Source organism: Amycolatopsis nigrescens CSC17Ta-90, from assembly GCF_000384315.1.
Classification (GTDB): domain Bacteria; phylum Actinomycetota; class Actinomycetes; order Mycobacteriales; family Pseudonocardiaceae; genus Amycolatopsis; species Amycolatopsis nigrescens.
Genome location: NZ_ARVW01000001.1, coordinates 6,631,923 through 6,647,180 on the forward strand (window position 1 = coordinate 6,631,923; position 15,258 = coordinate 6,647,180).

Below are 15,258 nucleotides of genomic sequence, written 5' to 3' on the forward strand. Positions count from 1 at the left end.
GCGAGTTCTGCGTTCGCGCTGGGCGAGTCGAACGTTGGGGGTCGGCGAGTTCCGCACTCGGGCAGCTCGTCGGTGTTTTTCGACGAGGGGGCCCCAGAACAGAACTCGCGCCGGGATCCTCGCAGCGGGAGTGGTTACCCGGGGCGGGTGTGGGTTGGCGGGGTAACCAGTGGGGGTCGGGTACGGCTGCCCGCGGGACCTGATCTTTCCGGTGCGGGGTGAAATTTCGCTGGTGACCAGCGGCGGAAGGTGATGCGGGGAGCGAAATTTTGCCTCGCGTCGCCTGCAAGGTGACCACCACCCCCGGGGCCGGATGGCTAGAAGGGCGGTGGCTCGTCGTCGTTTTTCGACGACGTCTCGAACGCAGGACTCGCACTGCCGGAACGTGGAACTCGCGGGAGGCGAACGTGGGACTCGCGCTGCTGGAAGGTGGGACTCGCGCAGTTCTGCGTTCGCGCGGGGCGAGTCGAACGTTGGGGGTGGGCGAGTTCCACGTTCGGGCTCGTCGGTGTTTTTCGACGACAGGAACCTCCGAACAGAACTCGCATTAGGGCCTTCGCAGCGGGAGTGGCTGCCCGCGGGACCTGATCTTTCCGGTGCGGGGTGAAATTTCGCTGGTGACCAGCGGCGGAAGGTGATGCGGGGAGCGAAATTTTGCCTCGCGTCGCCTGCAAGGCGACCACCCACCCTCGAACCCGGATGGTTAGAAGGGTGGGGGTTCGTCGTCGTTTTTCGACGACGGCACCGCTGGATCGACGAGAGGTTCGGGGCGGGTTGTGTAGGTGCGGCCGGTCGGAGTCGTGACGGTGAGGTCGGCGGTGTCCGGGTCGAAGTCGAAGGTCCAGCCGGGTTGGTCTTTCAGCCGGTGGTGGTAGCGGCATAGGCAGCAGAGGTTGTGCTCGCAGGTCTGGCCATCGGCGGACCAGGCGGTGCAGTGGTCGGTGTCGCACCGCTGGGCGGGGCGGTTGCAGCCGGGGGCGCGGCAGGTGCGGTCGCGGACTTGGACCAACTCGGCCAGGTCGGCGGGTGGCCGGTAGCGAGTCCGGCCGACATCCCGGACGGTGCCGGACACCGGATCAGTGAGAACCTTCCGCCAGATCGAGTCGGGCTGGTTCATGAGGTGGCGGCCGATCTCGCCTGGGATGGGGCCGTGACCGACCAGCTCGCAGCCGTCTTCTCGGAGGCCGAGGGCGGTGTCGAGGGGGATGTGGATGAACACCTGAGCGGCCACACCATCGATACCGCCATGCTGACCGAGCAGCAACTCGGTGAACATATCCGCGCGAAGCTGGTCCATGGTGCGCGACTCATCCCGGGTGTGGAGCTTGCGGGCCAGAGCATCCACCCGGGCATACACCGCCGCGGCGATCTCGGCGGGCAGATACGCCCAGAGCGAGGCCATCGCATCCGGCTCGTGGATCAGCTCCACCTTCCGATCCAGCCGACGAGCCGCAGCACGAGTCTTCTGCCCCTCAGGATCCAACCCAGCCACCACGTGCGTCACCGCCTTACGCCAATTCGACGGACTCTTCTGACCAATCCGCTCCGCCAGCAAACGATCCGCCTCACCCACCAACTCATCCGGTAAAACAGCGATACCATCGAACGCCTGGCGGGCCTTACCGATATCCAGCTCACCCGCCTCCATCGCCGCCAACAAACACGGCAACCGGCTCACCAACGCCACCGACAAAGCCACCCGAGTCGCAGTAGCTTCACGCGACAACCGCAGCTCCGGCGCCAGCTCATCCACCACCGACCGCACCCCACCTCGAACAGCGGAAAACCGTGCGATAAAACGAACTTCCACCGCATCCAACTGACACCGCAACCGGCGAGAAGCCACCACGGCAGCCACCGACCCAGCGTCATCGAACCCGTCGATCGCCTCCGCGGACAACCCGAAAAACCGAGACGGCGACAACACCTCATCACCAGGCTCCGGACCCAAACTACGTAACATGAAAACCCCCTAATAAAAACTATCCGTGCAACCCCAATAATACCCGAATGGCAGCATCGAAAACCCAGAATCACCCGAAAGGGAAAGCTATGCGTTTCGGAGTTTTAGATTGGTGCAGGGCGCCACGACGATCTTCATTCCCGTTCCCATTGGCCGGCCGTCGGCCCGAGCAGGTCCAGCATCGCCGTGCCGACGACAGGCAGCCCGTCCGGCGAGATCGGGTCGACCTCGAGCGCCCTGGCCAGATGGTCGCGGAGCACCAGGACGCCGAGTTGCATGGCGGTCAGCACGGCCGCGCGGGCCTTGACGTCACCACGGTCTTCGCCGAGCCGCTCGCCGGCGAGGATGACCAGATCGTCGAAGAGCGCACCGGCGGCGGGAGAGTTGTCGGACAGCGCGCGTGCCAGGTAACGCAGCCGGGCCGGTGCGGCGCGGTAGACGGAGTCGACTCCGTGCTGCCGGTGGATGAACTCGATCACGTACTCGTCGCAGGCGGCCCGCAGGGCGTCCTTGGTGCGAAAGTGGTGCTGCACCAAGGCAGGCGACACTTCCGCGGCCTCCGCGATGCCCCGGATCGTGGTTCCGGCGTACCCTCGCTCGGCGAACTGGGCGAGCGCGGCGTCCCTGATCCGCGCCCGCGCGGTCAGGTCGTCCCAGCGTTCGTCCCGTCCCTCTGGGGGCACCGCAGCAGCCATGCCCGGATGTTAGCCGTCCCACCAGCGAACTGTGCAGCTGTACAGCCGTGGAACTAGTCTGGGCGGCGGTCCGATCGAGAGGAAGTGCCGATGCTCGTCCAGCGTTGCGACGGCTCACCCGCGTCGGTGCACCGGCTGTCCGACGCGGTGGCCGCCGCGCTGCGGGGCGCGGACACCGTGCTGCCGCTGGGGAACGACGACTCCCCGCTCCTCGCCGACGCCGGGCAACCCCCATCGGGTACCGCGGTGGTGATCGCCACCTCGGGGTCCACCGGGAAACCCAAGGGCGTACTGCTTTCCGGCGCGGCGCTGCGGGCCTCCGCGAGCGCGACGCACGCCAGGCTCGGCGGGCCCGGCCGGTGGCTGCTGGCGCTGCCCGCCCAGCACGTGGCCGGGTTGCAGGTGCTGGTCCGTTCCCTGCTCGCCGGGGTCGCGCCCGCGGTGTACGACCTCGGTGACGGGTTCGAGCCGGAGCGGTTCCGCGCGGAGGGCTGCCGGTACACCGCGCTGGTGCCGACCCAGCTGGTCCGGCTGCTCGACGCCGGCGGCAGCGGGCTGGCGGCGCTGCGCGAGTTCGATGCGGTCCTGCTCGGGGGCGCGAGCACGCCGCCGGAACTGCGCGCCAGGGCCGAGGAGGCAGGGGTCCGGGTGGTGACCACCTACGGCATGAGCGAAACCGCCGGCGGCTGCGTTTACGACGGCGTGCCGCTGGACGGGGTCCGGGTGCGGGTGGCCGCCGAGAACGGGTCCGGACCGCTGGAACTGGGCGGGCCGACCTTGGCGACCGGCTACCTCGGTCAGCCGGAGCTGACCGGCCGGGTGTTCGCCGACGGCTGGTTCCGCACCGGCGACCTCGGCAGGCTGACCGAGCACGGCCGGGTGCAGGTGCTCGGCCGAGCCGACGACGTGATCATCACCGGTGGGGTGAAGGTGGCCCCCGAGGTGGTCGAGCGGGCGTTGCGGGCGCAGCCGGGAGTCCGGGACGCCTGCGTGGTCGGGGTGCCCGACGACGAATGGGGCCAGGTGGTCGGTGCGGTCGTGGTGGCAGGCGCACCGTTCGATCGAGACGCGCTGCTGGCCGGGGTCCGGGCCGCGCTCGGCGGCCCGGCCACCCCGAAGATCCTGCGTGCGCTGGACGTGCTTCCGTTGCGCGGCATCGGTAAACCGGACCGGCAGGCGGTCCGGCGGCTGCTCGGCCCGAGCTGACCGGCAGCGTCACCAGCGGACGGCGGCGAAGTCCACCGGCTGTGGCTGCAGCTCGGCCGTGCGCGCCGCCAATGCGCGCAGGCGCCTGCGCATTTCCGCGGCGGGCAGCCGTTTGCGGTCACCGTGTCCTGGCAGCAGCCATTCGAAGGTCAGCCGGTCCACCGACCTTGCCAGGGAGGTGGCCAGCTCGGCCACCGAGTACCAGGTGACGCTTTCGGCTATCTCGACATCGCCGCTTGTCCTCGACCAGTAGAAGCTGTCGCCGCTGAAGCAGTACTTGTCGTCGACGACGTAAAGCACGCTTCCTTCGGTGTGCCCCGGCAACGGGTGCGCCATCACCCCTTCGGCGACTTCGACCGGCTCGATACCGCGCAGGATCTGGTCGGCGTCGGGACGGGAGTCCAGATCGCCCTCGTGGATCCAGAGCCGGGCACCGAGCCGGTCGGCGAACTGCCGCCCGTGCGCGGCATGGTCCCGGTGCGTCAGGAAAACGTCGGTCACCGGACCGAACTCTTCGTACCGCGCGGCCAGCCGTTCGTTCCAGCGCGGGGTGTCGATCAGCACGTTCCCGGCCCCGCGGGTGAGCAGGTAGGAGTTCGCGCCCGCGGTCTGCGTGGAGTTGTGCCCGCACAGGTAGACCCCTTCGTCCAGGCGGAACGGGAAGGGATCTGCGGCCTGGTCCAGCGGGCCGTCGGTGCGCCGGACCGACCTCGTGTGACAGGCGTGCGCGGCAAGGTGCAGAAGGTCGGTCTCGGCTCGGTCGCGCGGCTGCCGGAGGACCTCGGAGCGGCCGTCGACCTCTCCGATCAGCCCGGGCGCGAGCTGCCGCGCGACATCACAGTTGGTGCAGCGATCGTCCACGTACCAGTCTGACATTTCTTGCACGATTCTTTCCCCGTTCTTTGGCGTCCTGCTTTCAGGAATAGCACGGAACGGTCGGGCGAGGTAAGCGGATTTGGGGGTTGACTTCGCTGGAAATCCTAGTCTCCGGCGTGGGGGAAACCTTTGGGTGGGATTGGGTTTTGGTATTGTTTCGCGGGTTGTGGTCGCCTTCCCTAACGTGGAACTCGCCGATCCCCAACGTTCGACTCGCCCGGCGCGAATGCAGAACTGCGCGAGTTCCACGTTCGGGCACCGCGAGTCCCACATTGGGGTTACGTTTGGGGGCGTGGGGTCATGAGGGTGGCGGTGAGGGCGGTGGCGGCGATGAGGGCGGCGGCGATCCAGTAGGAGTGCTGGGCGGCTTGGTGGGCGGAGGGTGGTGTCGCGGTGCCGAGGGTGCGAAAGAACACGCTGCCCAGCAGGGCGATGCCCAGGGTGCTGCCGAGTTGCTGGACGGCGTTGAGCAGGCCGGCGGCCGAGCCTGTCTCGTGTGGACGGACGTGGTGGAGGGCCGCGGTGAAGAACGGGGTGGCGAACAGGCCCTGGCCGAGGCCGCAGAGGGTGAGGGCGGCGAGCAGTGGCCAGGGGTAGCTCGTGGGGGAAGTGCCGGCGTAGACGGCGATCGCGGCGAGCATGCCGATGACCAGGACGGCGAGTCCGGCGAGCATGACGCGCGATCCGTAGCGGGGCACCAGATGCGCGCCCGCGATCCAGGAGGACACGGCGAGTCCGCAGGACCACGGCACCAGGGTGAGGCCGGCGGTCAGCACGTCGGCGTGCAGGCCGAGTTGTAGCTGAAGCACCACGATCGGCATCAGGCCGTTGATCGCCGCGAAGAACAGGGTCGAACTCGCCAGTGCGGCGGGGAAACCGCGGTTGCCGAACAGGCTCGGCTCGACCAGGGGACTGCGGCCGCGACGGGCGCTGCCGCGCTGGTGAAAACCGAACACCACCAGTACCGCGACGCCCGCGCCGAGTCCGGCCGAGGTCCAAGTCCAGGAGGCGCCGCCTTCGATGAGCGGGTAGACGATCAGCCCGCTGCCGAGCACCACCAGCGCCGTGCCGGTGAGGTCGAGTCCCGGCCGGCGCACCGCGCGGTCCTCGCGCATCAGCGGGGTCGCGGCCAGCACGGCGAGCCCGAGCGGGACGTTGACCAGGAACACCGCCCGCCAGGACGAGCCGAGCAGGTCGGCGTGGGTCAGCACCCCGCCGAGCACCGGCCCGCAGACCGCGGCGAGGCCCATCACCGGCCCGATACCGCCTAGCGCTCTGGCCAGCTCGTCGCCGTCGAACATGCCGCGGATCAGGCCGAAGGTCTGCGGAATGACCAGTGCGGCCGCGGCGCCCTGCACGGCCCTCGCGGTGATCAGCATCCCGGCCGACGCGGCGAGCGCGCAGCACAGTGAAGCCAGCACGAACCCGGCGACACCGAGCTGGAAGACCCGTTTGCGGCCGGCGATGTCGCCGAGTCGCCCGCCGGTGATCAGCAGGACCGCGAACGGCAGCGTGTACGCGGCGCTGAACCACTGGATGTCGGATTCGGCGCCGCCAAGGTCCAGGTGCATCACCGGCGCGGCGACCTGCACGATCGTCGCGTCGAGCAGGTTCATCGCCTCCGCGACCAGCAGGATCGCCAGCGCGGCCCACCGCCAGCGGTAGCGCACGGCCGTCGTGTTCTCCGGCATCGGCCTTCCTCTCCCCATGGCGCCCCACGCCGGGTCCGCCTGTTCGCTGCCGAGCCTGCTGACGGCCACGCGGTGTTTCCACCCACCGGGGAAAGTTGGACAATATGTTCCACACGGCCGGCCTTCAGTGAGGAAACTTCACGTGCTCGACGATCTCGACCGCGGTCTTGTCCACGCGCTGCACCTCGACGGCCGGGCGCCGTTCAGCCGGATCGCCGGCGCACTCGGGGTGTCCACCCAGACCGTGGCCCGCCGCTACCGGCGGCTGCGCACCGACGCGGGGCTGCGGGTGGTCGGGCTGGCCGACCCGCACCGGCCAGGTCAGGCGCGCTGGCTGGCCCGGCTCACCGCGAGCCCGCACACCGCGCAGAAGCTGGCCAACGCGCTCGCCCGGCGGGCCGACACGTCCTGGGTGAAGCTCGCCTCCGGCGGCACCGAGATCATCGTGGTGGTGGACACCCCGACCGGTGTCGCGAGCAGCAATGCACTGCTGCTGCACGACATTCCCCGCACCAGCGGCATCACCGCGGTCTCCGCGCACTACCTGCTGCACACCTATCTCGGCGGGCCCACCACCTGGAGCGGCCGCGTCAGCACCCTCACCGAACGGCAGCAGCAGGAGCTGGCACCTCGGATCGAGGCGACTCCACGGCGTGCACTGGCCGAGTCCGACCACAAGCTGCTGAGCGCGCTCGGCCGGGACGGCCGGCTGAGCAACGCGGACCTCGCGGCGGCCACCGGCTGGTCACCGGCCACCGTGGCGCGCCGGCTGGCCGAACTCCAGGCGAGCGGCGAAATCTTCTTCGACGTGGAGATCGAGGCCGCGGTATACGGGGCCACCACCGAGGCGCAGCTCTGGATGTCGGTCGTCCCGGCGCAGCTCGACCGGGTCGCCGGCACCCTGGCCCGGCACGACGAACTCACCTTCGTGGCCGCCACCACCGGGTCCACCAACCTGGTCGCGCACGCCCTGTGCGCCGACCCCGCCGCGCTGCACCACTACCTCACGCACCGCCTCGGCACCCTCGATGCCATTCGCAGCCTCGAAACCGCTCCGGTACTGCGCACGGTGAAAGCAGCCGGTGCCCACAAATAACGGCACGTTCACGCGAAAGTGCGCCATTTACCAACTTCGTAACTCACATGGCGGATTGTCACCTTTACTCAGCGTCGATACGTTCCCGAGATCAGCACTAGGACGGGGAGGTACCGGTGCGAGTTTCCCGAGCACGACTCTGGCCGAAAGGCTTGGCAGCCGCCGTGGTGGCGGTACCGCTGGCCCTGGGCGGAGTCCAGACGGCACAGGCGGTGCAGGGCCCGCCGGCGCCAGGCCCCGATCGCGTCGAGTCGGTCACGCTGCTGACCGGTGACCGCGTTTTCCTCGACGAGGGCAGGCCGACCGGCAAGTTGCTGCCCGGCCCAGGGCGGGAACGGATCGGTTTCAGCACCTTCCAGGCCGGTGGGCACAACTACGTGGTGCCCACCGACGCGGCCGCACTGGTCAACTCCGGCGCGCTGGACCCGCGGCTGTTCGACGTCAACGCCCTGCTCGCCAGCGGATACGGGGACGCCCAGCGGAACACCTTGCCGCTGATGGTCACCTACACCGGGCAGGCGCCACGGGCATTGACCACTTCGGGCGCCACCGTCACCCGTGAGCTGCCGAGCATCGGCGGCGCCGCGGTGCGCGCGGAAAAGGCCGCCGCCACCGGATTCTGGGCCGGGATCACCGGCAGGTCCGGCAACATGACCACGCTGGGCTCCGGGATCAAGAAGGTCTGGCTCGACGGCGTCCGCCGGGCCGCGCTGGACAAGAGCGTGCCGCAGATCGGTGCCCCGGCCGCCTGGGAGGCCGGCTACACCGGCGAAGGCGTGAAGGTCGCGGTGCTGGACACCGGCGTGGACCAGACCCACCCCGACCTCGCCGACCGCGAGACCGCCGAGCAGAACTTCTCCGACGCCGCGGACAGCGTGGACCACTTCGGGCACGGCACGCACGTGGCTTCCACGATCGCCGGCACCGGCGCGAAGTCGGGCGGGAAGTACCGCGGGGTCGCCTACGATGCGCAGCTGATCGACGGGAAGGTGCTCAACGACGGCGGCTCCGGCGCGGAGTCCTGGATCATCGCCGGGTTGCAGTGGGCGGCCGAGCAGGGCGCCGACATCGCGAACCTGAGCCTCGGCGGCGGTGACACCCCCGAACTCGACCCGCTCGAGGAAGCGGTGAACGAACTTTCCGCCGAGCACGGCACGCTCTTCGTCATCGCGGCCGGGAATTCCGGGCCCAGCAAGGGATCCGTCGGTTCCCCCGGCAGCGCGGACGCGGCGCTGACGGTCGGCGCGGTGGACCGGGACAACGCCATCGCCCCGTTCTCCAGCCGCGGCCCGCGGGTCGGCGACGGCGCGATCAAGCCCGACATCACCGCGCCGGGAGTGGGCATCGTGGCCGCCCTGCACAGCGACGGCGTGATCGGGCCGCCGGTGGAGGAGGGCTACACCGCGCTGTCCGGCACGTCCATGGCGACTCCGCACGTGGCCGGCGCGGCGGCGTTGCTGGCGCAGCAGCATCCGGACCTCACCGGTCAGCAGCTCAAGGGCCTGCTCACCGCCTCGGCCAAGCCGACCGACGGACTGACCCCGTTCGACCAGGGTTCCGGCCGGGTCGACTCGGCCAAGGCGCTGACCCAGACCCTCACCAGCGCACCGAACTCGCTCGGCTTCGGTGTGCAGCAGTGGCCGCACGACGACGACCAGCCGGTGACCAAGGAGGTCTCCTACACCAACAGCGGGACCGAGCCGGTCGAGCTGAACCTCGAGCTGGCGGCGACCGGGCCGGACGGCGCCCCCGCACCGGCCGGGGTGTTCGCGGTCTCGCCGTCGAAGCTCACCGTGCCCGCCGGCGGCAAGGCGAGCGCGAAGGTCGTCGGGGACACGAAAACGGCGCCGCTCGACGGCACGTACAGCGGAACGCTGATCGCGTCCGCCGGTGACGCCGCGGTGCGCACCCCGGTCGCGATCGACCGCGAGGTGGAGAGCTACGACCTCGATCTGAACCTGCTCGACCGCGCGGGCGCGGCCACCGGCAACGGCCTGATCACACTGGCGAACATCGACACCGGCGAGGGTTTCCGACCGACCGCGCCCGACGGGCACAGCACGGTTCGCCTGCCGAAGGGCCGGTATCTATTGCAGGGCATAGTGATTTCGGGTACCAACGAGAACCCGTCGTTCGATCTGCTGAACTATCCCGCGCTGACCGTCGGCGGCGACCTCACGGTGGATCTCGACGGGCGGCTCACCAAACCGGTGCTGGTCTCGCCGCCGAACAAGGCGGCGCAACTGTCCATCGCGGACGTCTCGATCAAGCGCAGCAGCGGTGAGAAGAGCTTCGCGATCGGGTTCGCCCTGCTCGGCGGCGGCCGCACGGACATGATCGGTACCGCGCACCTCGGCCCGGACCTGCCCCCGGCGGAACTCGTCTCACAGGTCAACACCCAGTGGAGCGTGGCGGATCCGGCCGAGAGCTACGGCCTGGCCTGGTACTCCTACGGCCGGTCGCCGACCGGGTTCAGCAAGGACGTGCAGCCTTCCGAGGTCGCCAAGGTGCACGCGGCTTTCGGGCCCACCCGGCCGAACCTCACCGGCTACTCCGGCGCCAGCCCGTCGCCGCATCTCCAGCAGGGCTTCGGCTGGGCGTCGCTCAACGAAGTGGCCATGCCAGGGGAGCGGACCGAGTTCTACAACGGTGACTCCGCGGACTGGAAGCGGATGCTGATGGTGCAGAAGGCCGGCACCTTCGAGCTGGACAGCAACCTGGAGAGCGCGCCGAAGAGCTACCAGGCCGGGCGCGAGTACTCGGAGGCGTTCAACCGGCCGGTGTTCGGCCCGGTGCTGCCGCGGACCGGGATGCCCGGTGAGTGGGTGTACCGGGACAAGGACCGGATCAACGTGGCCACCCCGTTGTTCGGCGACGGCAACGGCAACAGCGGTTCGTCCGTTGTGGACACCGCATACACCAGGCTCTACCGCAACGGTGAGCTGGTCGGCGAAACCGACAGCGCCGGCGGCGGCCGGTTCGACGTCCCGCCGGAAGCGGCCGGGTACCGCCTGGTCACCGAGGCGGCCAGGAGCAACAGCGACCTGAGCACCAGGGTGAACGCGGCGTGGACCTTCAACTCCGGTAGTACCACGGCGATCACCGCGCTGCCGTTGTCCACCGTCCGGTACTTCCCGGCGCTGGACGGGAACGGCGCCGCGCCAGGCGGCGGCCCGTTCACCGTGCCGGTGGCCGTGCAGGAGCAGGGCAGCGACGTCACCAAAGTGCCGTACAAGTTGACCGCCGAGGCCTCCTACGACGGTGGCCAGACCTGGACTCCGGCCACCATCATCGGCAACGCACAGCTGGTGCTGCAGCATCCGCCGGGTGGCGGCACGGTTTCCTTGCGCGCCAAGGCGACCGACGGCAACGGCAACACTGTGGAGCAGACCGTCGTGCACGCCTACCGGCTGAAGTAGCCACTCGCGTCAGGCGATGGCGCCGGGGGCCAGTGCCTCCTCCTCGGCGATCTGGTCGAGCAGTCCGGCGGCGCGCAGCACGTCGGACTGCAACGGCCGGTCGTTGTCGATCGGCGGGACGAGCTCGACCAGCCGGTCGATCACCGCCGCGCAGGCCGGTGCGGTCGGACGGCGGCCTCCGGCGTGCATCGCCTGGCGCAGGGCCAGTGCCAGCGACCCGTGCAGCCACCGCAGGGACCGGGCCTGGTCCAGCGCGTTCAGCGCGGCCTGGGTGCCGAACGGCACCACGTCCTGGTTGTGCAGGTTGGTCGGCAGGCTCTGCACGGACGCCGGCATGCCGGTGCGGCGCATGTTCGCGATGGTCGCCGTCGCCACCAGCTGCACGCCCTGAACCCCGTGCTGCGCACCGGGTTTGCGCGCCAGCATCGGCGGCAGGCCACCGTTGCGGTGCGGGTCGATCATCAGGTCGAGCTGGCGCTCGGCCAGGTTGCCGAGCTGGATCGCCACCGTGGTCATCAGGTCGGCGGCGAATGCGACCGGCTGGCCGAAGAAGTTCCCGCCGTGCACCACCTCGTCGTGCTCGGGGAAGAACAGCGGGTTGTCGCTGACCCCGTTCAGGTCGGCCGCGACCACCCCGGACGCGTGGCCGAGCGAGGACGACGCGGCGCCGAGCAGCTGCGGAACGCACCGGATGCTGTAGGGCTCCTGCAGGCTCCGCGTGCCGGACGGCACGTTGCCGGCCAACAGCGCCCGCATCCGCCTTGCCACCTCACCGGAATGGCCGTGCCCGAACGCCTTGAGCAGGTTGGCGGAGAGGTAGACCGGTTCGCAGCCCAGCACGTCGGCCATCACCGCGGAAAGGACGAGCGCGGCGGTGAACGACCGCTCCAGCGAAGCGGTCGCGAGGCCGGCCGCGGCCGCGGTCAGCGAGGTGCCGTTGACAAGGCCGAGCGCGTCCCGGCCGTCCAGCTCCATCGGGGTCAGCCCGGTCTCACGGAGCGCGTCGGCCGCGGCCATCCTGGTCTCGCCGACGTGCGCGAAGCCGATCCCGCGCAGCGCCTGCGCGGCATGCGCGAGCGGCACCAGGTCACCGCTGGCGCCGACCGAGCCGATCCTCGGCACGGCCGGGGCGAACTCGGTGCGCAGCATCGCGCCGAGCGACTCGAGCACCGACACCGAAACCCCGGAGCGGCCATGGGCCAGCGACCAGAGCCTGGTCAGCAGCGCGGCACGGACCACCGCGGGGTCCAGCTCCGGCCCCTGGCCCGCGGTCAGGTGGTTCAGCGTGGTCTCGCACTGGTCGACCGTGTTGTCCTGGCCGGCGAAGGAGACCATCGGCCCGAAGCCGGTGGTGACCCCGTAGATCGGCCGCCCGGTGGCCAGGGTGTCGAGCACGAACTTCCGGCAGGCCTCGACGCGCACGAGTGCCTCGTCGCCGATCGCCACCCGGACCGGTCTCGCGGCGAGCTCCAGCAGGTTCGGGGTGAGCTGTCCCGGTACCCGCACCACCGGGAGGGTGGGGGCTCTGAATTCACGCAGCATGAAGAAACCTCCGAAAGAATGGTGAACGCGGTGGGCCGTGTCGGGCCGTCAGGTCGGGGTCAGGGCGTCCAGCCGCCAGGCGGGACGGTCATCGCGAAGGCGCCGCAGCTGAAACTGAGCCCGAAGGCGACCAGCAGGCCGTGGCCGGCCTCGCGGTGCACGGGCTCGGCGAGCATGAGCGGCACGGAACAGCCGATGGTGTTGCCGTAGTCGCGCAGCACCCGGTAGGACGAGGCGACGGTCTCGCTGTCCGGTGACACCCCGAACCGCTGGCACAGGCCATCGAGGATCCGGGTGCTGCCGGTGTGCATGAGCAGCATGGACGCGTCGCCGGGATCGGCCAGCTCGCAGTCCTCGCCCGCCAGCAGCGTGCGCACGGTCTCGCTCGCGTAGAAGACACCGCGCGGGGTGACGTCGGGGCTGAGCGTGTAGAGCCGCCGCCCCTGCACCAGGGGAAGGTCCGAGCCGCCATCCGGGACGGTGCCCAGCTCGGTGTCCTCGGCGCGCTCGTTCGTCAGGTTGGCCGCCGGGCCGAAGGAAGGGCCAGGCCCGTCCGCGCCGAACACCATCGCCACCGCGGCGTCCCCGAACAGGAACCCGTGCATCGCGTCCACCGTTTCCTGGCGGTCCTCCGCGCGGATCTCCGAGAAGTGCGAGTAGAACGCGGGCAGGTCGGGCGACAGCGGGGTGATCGCCTCCATGAAGCAGACCAGCACCCGCTGGTCCGGTCGGCTGGTCAGGAACCACCGGACCGTGTCCACCACCTTCGCCATCGCGGAGCAGCCCATGTACTCGATGCTCAGGTTGGCGGTGTCGCGGGGGATTTCCGGCATCTGCGCGAACATGTCGCAGACCAGGCTGGGCAGCAGCCTGCCGGGACTGCTGGTCACGCCGAGCACCAGGCCGATCTCGTGCATCGGCACCTCGGCCTTGGCCAGGCACTTCCTGGCCGCCGCGACCGCCAGCTCGGTCGCGCTGACGTCCAGCTTGGGCTCAGCGCCCTGGAAGAGCACATCCGGGTAGTTAGCCAGTACCGAATGCCTGGTCTGCACGCCGAGGCCGCCGAACATGTGCACGAGCTTGTCGGAGAGGTGGCCGTGCCCCGCGGTCAGCAGCTCCTCGGTGGACCACGCCGGGCGCGGCAGCTCGGCGGCGATCGCGTTGAGCACGGGGTTCACGGTTTTCGGTGCTGCGGTATTGCTCATGTCCCGGTCCTCGTCTCAGTAGGCACGAGTGCCACCCGCACCCGGTCTTCGGTTTCGTCGTAGCGGGCGAGCGTGACCCGGCCGTCCAATTCCGCGTCGGTGCCGGGAAAGTCCGGCCGGAAGAAGAACCCGCGGCTCTCCTCGCGGGCCAGGGTCGATCGGGCGCAGGCCTCGGCGAGGACGAGCAGATCGAGGTCCTCGCTGTCGGCCCGCCGCGCCCGGCGTCGGGCGCGTTCGTCGCGGCACCACCGGGCGAACTCCTCGGCGGCTGACGCGGTGAACCTGTTGTCCTGGAACGCGTGCAGCCGGACCCTGACCTCGTTGCGCAGCGAGAGGTCGGGGCCGGGCACGGGCCCGCCAGTGGCGAAATCGGTGCCGTCTTCCCGTTCGCCCAGCTCGTCGGCGAGCAGGCCGGCCCGCACCAGGAACGAGATGAACGGCTTGCCGCTGAGCGAGTCCTGCGACAGCCCGTAGGCGCACTCGCCGACCGCGTGCACGTTGCGCGGAGCGGCACCCGGTCGGGGATTCGCCATACCCCCCATGGCGAATCCCCGGACCGGGCCCAGCCTCGTGCTCCCCCTCGGCGACTCCACGGTGTGCGGGACGTCGAAGTTCGCCGTCCAGTAGTGCGCGAACACGTCCACCTCGCACCGGTCGCCGGTGTACCGGTCCAGCGCTTTGGTCAGTTCCGTGGCGGGTTCGCCGGCACGGAGCAGCCGCGCGTCCTCGAGGTCGAACGGGTAGAGCGGGGTCTTGCGGTCCAGGTTGCCCAGCGCGAACCGGTTGAACAGCTCCAGGTTGGCCAGCTCGCCGCCGTGCCGGGCGTAGGTGCCCAGCAGGTAGCCGGTGTTGGTGCCGACGCCGTCCGCGAACAGGCCGCAGAACCCGCCGGAGGCGAGCACCAGGTCGCCGCAGCGGATCCGGTGCGGCCGGCCTTCGTGCTCGTAGCGCAGGCCGAGGCACAGGTCACCGTCCATGACCAGCTCGGTCACCCGGCCGGAGACCCGGCGGCCGCCCAGTGCCTCGAACCGGTCCAGCACCGCGCGCACCACCCCGTCCCCGGCGCCGAGGTGGATCCCGGGAACGGGGTCGTGCGGGCGGAGGTAGGGGCCGAGCGGGGTGTACTCGACCATCCGACTGAGCTCGCCGAACTCCTTGGCGGCGCGTTCGAGCATCATCGGCGGATAGGCCGGGTCCCCGGTGGTGGAGCTGTCCGCGAACACCTGTGGCGCGGTGTCGGGGTCACTGGTGCAGTCGAGCACGCGTCGGTTGACCAGGCCGGGGGACCACTGCCGGGACAGCGGTGGCGAATGCTCGTCCGCGGAGACCAGCACCGTGCGCACGCCGCGCTGGGCCAGCCGGTAGGCCAGCCAGGCGCCGGCGATACCCCCGCCCACCACGGTCACCCGGCTCCGGTCCGGGACGTCCTGGTTCTTCGACAATTTCAACTCATTTCTTGATGCGGCACGCGGAAATAGCGGAATTCCGTGTGTCGATCCCCAGTGCATACTTGAGTAGGTAGATGCCTGAATCTGATCTTACCGTGACGAAACGGACAAGGCAAC

10 protein-coding genes are annotated in these 15,258 nt (G+C 70.0%); 3 read left to right on the top strand and 7 right to left on the bottom strand.

The window, feature by feature from the left end; translation table 11 throughout:
- Nucleotides 1-703: 703 nt before the first annotated feature.
- A complete protein-coding gene (locus tag AMYNI_RS48465; RefSeq protein ID WP_084628510.1) occupies nucleotides 704-1,963 on the bottom strand; it encodes an HNH endonuclease signature motif containing protein in 1,260 nt (419 codons plus the stop codon).
- 134 nt (nucleotides 1,964-2,097) lie between these two features.
- Nucleotides 2,098-2,658: a TetR/AcrR family transcriptional regulator gene (locus AMYNI_RS50585; RefSeq protein WP_063713784.1), complete on the bottom strand. Its 561-nt coding sequence runs from the start codon at nucleotides 2,656-2,658 to the stop codon at nucleotides 2,098-2,100.
- Nucleotides 2,659-2,748: 90 nt separating this feature from the next.
- Here AMYNI_RS50585 and menE point away from each other — a divergent pair, with 90 nt between their 5' ends.
- Nucleotides 2,749-3,864 carry an o-succinylbenzoate--CoA ligase gene (gene menE / locus AMYNI_RS0131590; protein WP_020672102.1) on the top strand — a complete coding sequence of 372 codons (1,116 nt, stop codon included), beginning with the start codon at nucleotides 2,749-2,751 and terminating at the stop codon, nucleotides 3,862-3,864.
- Between the two features lie 9 nt (nucleotides 3,865-3,873).
- On the opposite strand, the gene AMYNI_RS0131595 is transcribed toward menE, so the two are convergent.
- Together AMYNI_RS0131595 and AMYNI_RS0131600 are read right to left on the bottom strand one after the other, a co-directional pair.
- Complete coding sequence (locus tag AMYNI_RS0131595; protein ID WP_020672103.1) at nucleotides 3,874-4,740, bottom strand: MBL fold metallo-hydrolase; 867 nt, start codon at nucleotides 4,738-4,740, stop codon at nucleotides 3,874-3,876.
- A gap of 278 nt (nucleotides 4,741-5,018) precedes the next feature.
- Nucleotides 5,019-6,431, bottom strand: a complete 1,413-nt coding sequence (locus AMYNI_RS0131600; protein ID WP_020672104.1) for an MFS transporter — start codon at nucleotides 6,429-6,431, stop codon at nucleotides 5,019-5,021.
- A 142-nt stretch (nucleotides 6,432-6,573) separates the two neighbouring features.
- On the opposite strand from AMYNI_RS0131600, the gene AMYNI_RS0131605 reads away from it, so the two are divergent.
- Nucleotides 6,574-7,527 (top strand): Lrp/AsnC family transcriptional regulator, encoded by a 954-nt coding sequence (locus AMYNI_RS0131605; protein WP_020672105.1) that lies wholly within the window; start codon nucleotides 6,574-6,576, stop codon nucleotides 7,525-7,527.
- Nucleotides 7,528-7,643: 116 nt separating this feature from the next.
- A complete protein-coding gene (locus tag AMYNI_RS0131610) occupies nucleotides 7,644-10,946 on the top strand; it encodes a S8 family peptidase (RefSeq protein WP_026361196.1) in 3,303 nt (1,100 codons plus the stop codon).
- Between the two features lie 9 nt (nucleotides 10,947-10,955).
- On the opposite strand, the gene AMYNI_RS0131615 is transcribed toward AMYNI_RS0131610, so the two are convergent.
- From AMYNI_RS0131615 to AMYNI_RS0131625, 3 genes are read right to left on the bottom strand one after another with little or no spacing between them, the layout of a single operon-like run.
- The gene (locus tag AMYNI_RS0131615) at nucleotides 10,956-12,488 is read right to left on the bottom strand and encodes an HAL/PAL/TAL family ammonia-lyase (protein WP_020672107.1); all 1,533 of its coding nucleotides are present in this window, start codon (nucleotides 12,486-12,488) and stop codon (nucleotides 10,956-10,958) included.
- Between the two features lie 59 nt (nucleotides 12,489-12,547).
- Entirely contained in the window at nucleotides 12,548-13,693 is a 1,146-nt protein-coding gene (locus AMYNI_RS0131620; protein ID WP_020672108.1) for a 3-oxoacyl-[acyl-carrier-protein] synthase III C-terminal domain-containing protein, read from the bottom strand.
- Complete coding sequence (locus AMYNI_RS0131625) at nucleotides 13,690-15,135, bottom strand: FAD-dependent oxidoreductase (RefSeq protein ID WP_020672109.1); 1,446 nt, start codon at nucleotides 15,133-15,135, stop codon at nucleotides 13,690-13,692. The genes AMYNI_RS0131620 and AMYNI_RS0131625 overlap by 4 nt, the downstream gene beginning before the upstream one ends.
- Between the last annotated feature and the right edge of the window lie 123 nt (nucleotides 15,136-15,258).

Excerpts from the sequence above, each read along its gene's own strand:
- AMYNI_RS48465 (WP_084628510.1), bottom strand. The coding sequence starts at position 1,963 with ATGTTACGTAGTTTGGGTCCGGAGCCTGGTGATGAGGTGTTGTCGCCG.
- AMYNI_RS50585 (WP_063713784.1), bottom strand. The coding sequence starts at position 2,658 with ATGGCTGCTGCGGTGCCCCCAGAGGGACGGGACGAACGCTGGGACGAC.
- menE (WP_020672102.1), top strand. The coding sequence starts at position 2,749 with ATGCTCGTCCAGCGTTGCGACGGCTCACCCGCGTCGGTGCACCGGCTG.
- AMYNI_RS0131595 (WP_020672103.1), bottom strand. The coding sequence starts at position 4,740 with ATGTCAGACTGGTACGTGGACGATCGCTGCACCAACTGTGATGTCGCG.
- AMYNI_RS0131600 (WP_020672104.1), bottom strand. The coding sequence starts at position 6,431 with ATGCCGGAGAACACGACGGCCGTGCGCTACCGCTGGCGGTGGGCCGCG.
- AMYNI_RS0131615 (WP_020672107.1), bottom strand. The coding sequence starts at position 12,488 with ATGCTGCGTGAATTCAGAGCCCCCACCCTCCCGGTGGTGCGGGTACCG.
- AMYNI_RS0131620 (WP_020672108.1), bottom strand. The coding sequence starts at position 13,693 with ATGAGCAATACCGCAGCACCGAAAACCGTGAACCCCGTGCTCAACGCG.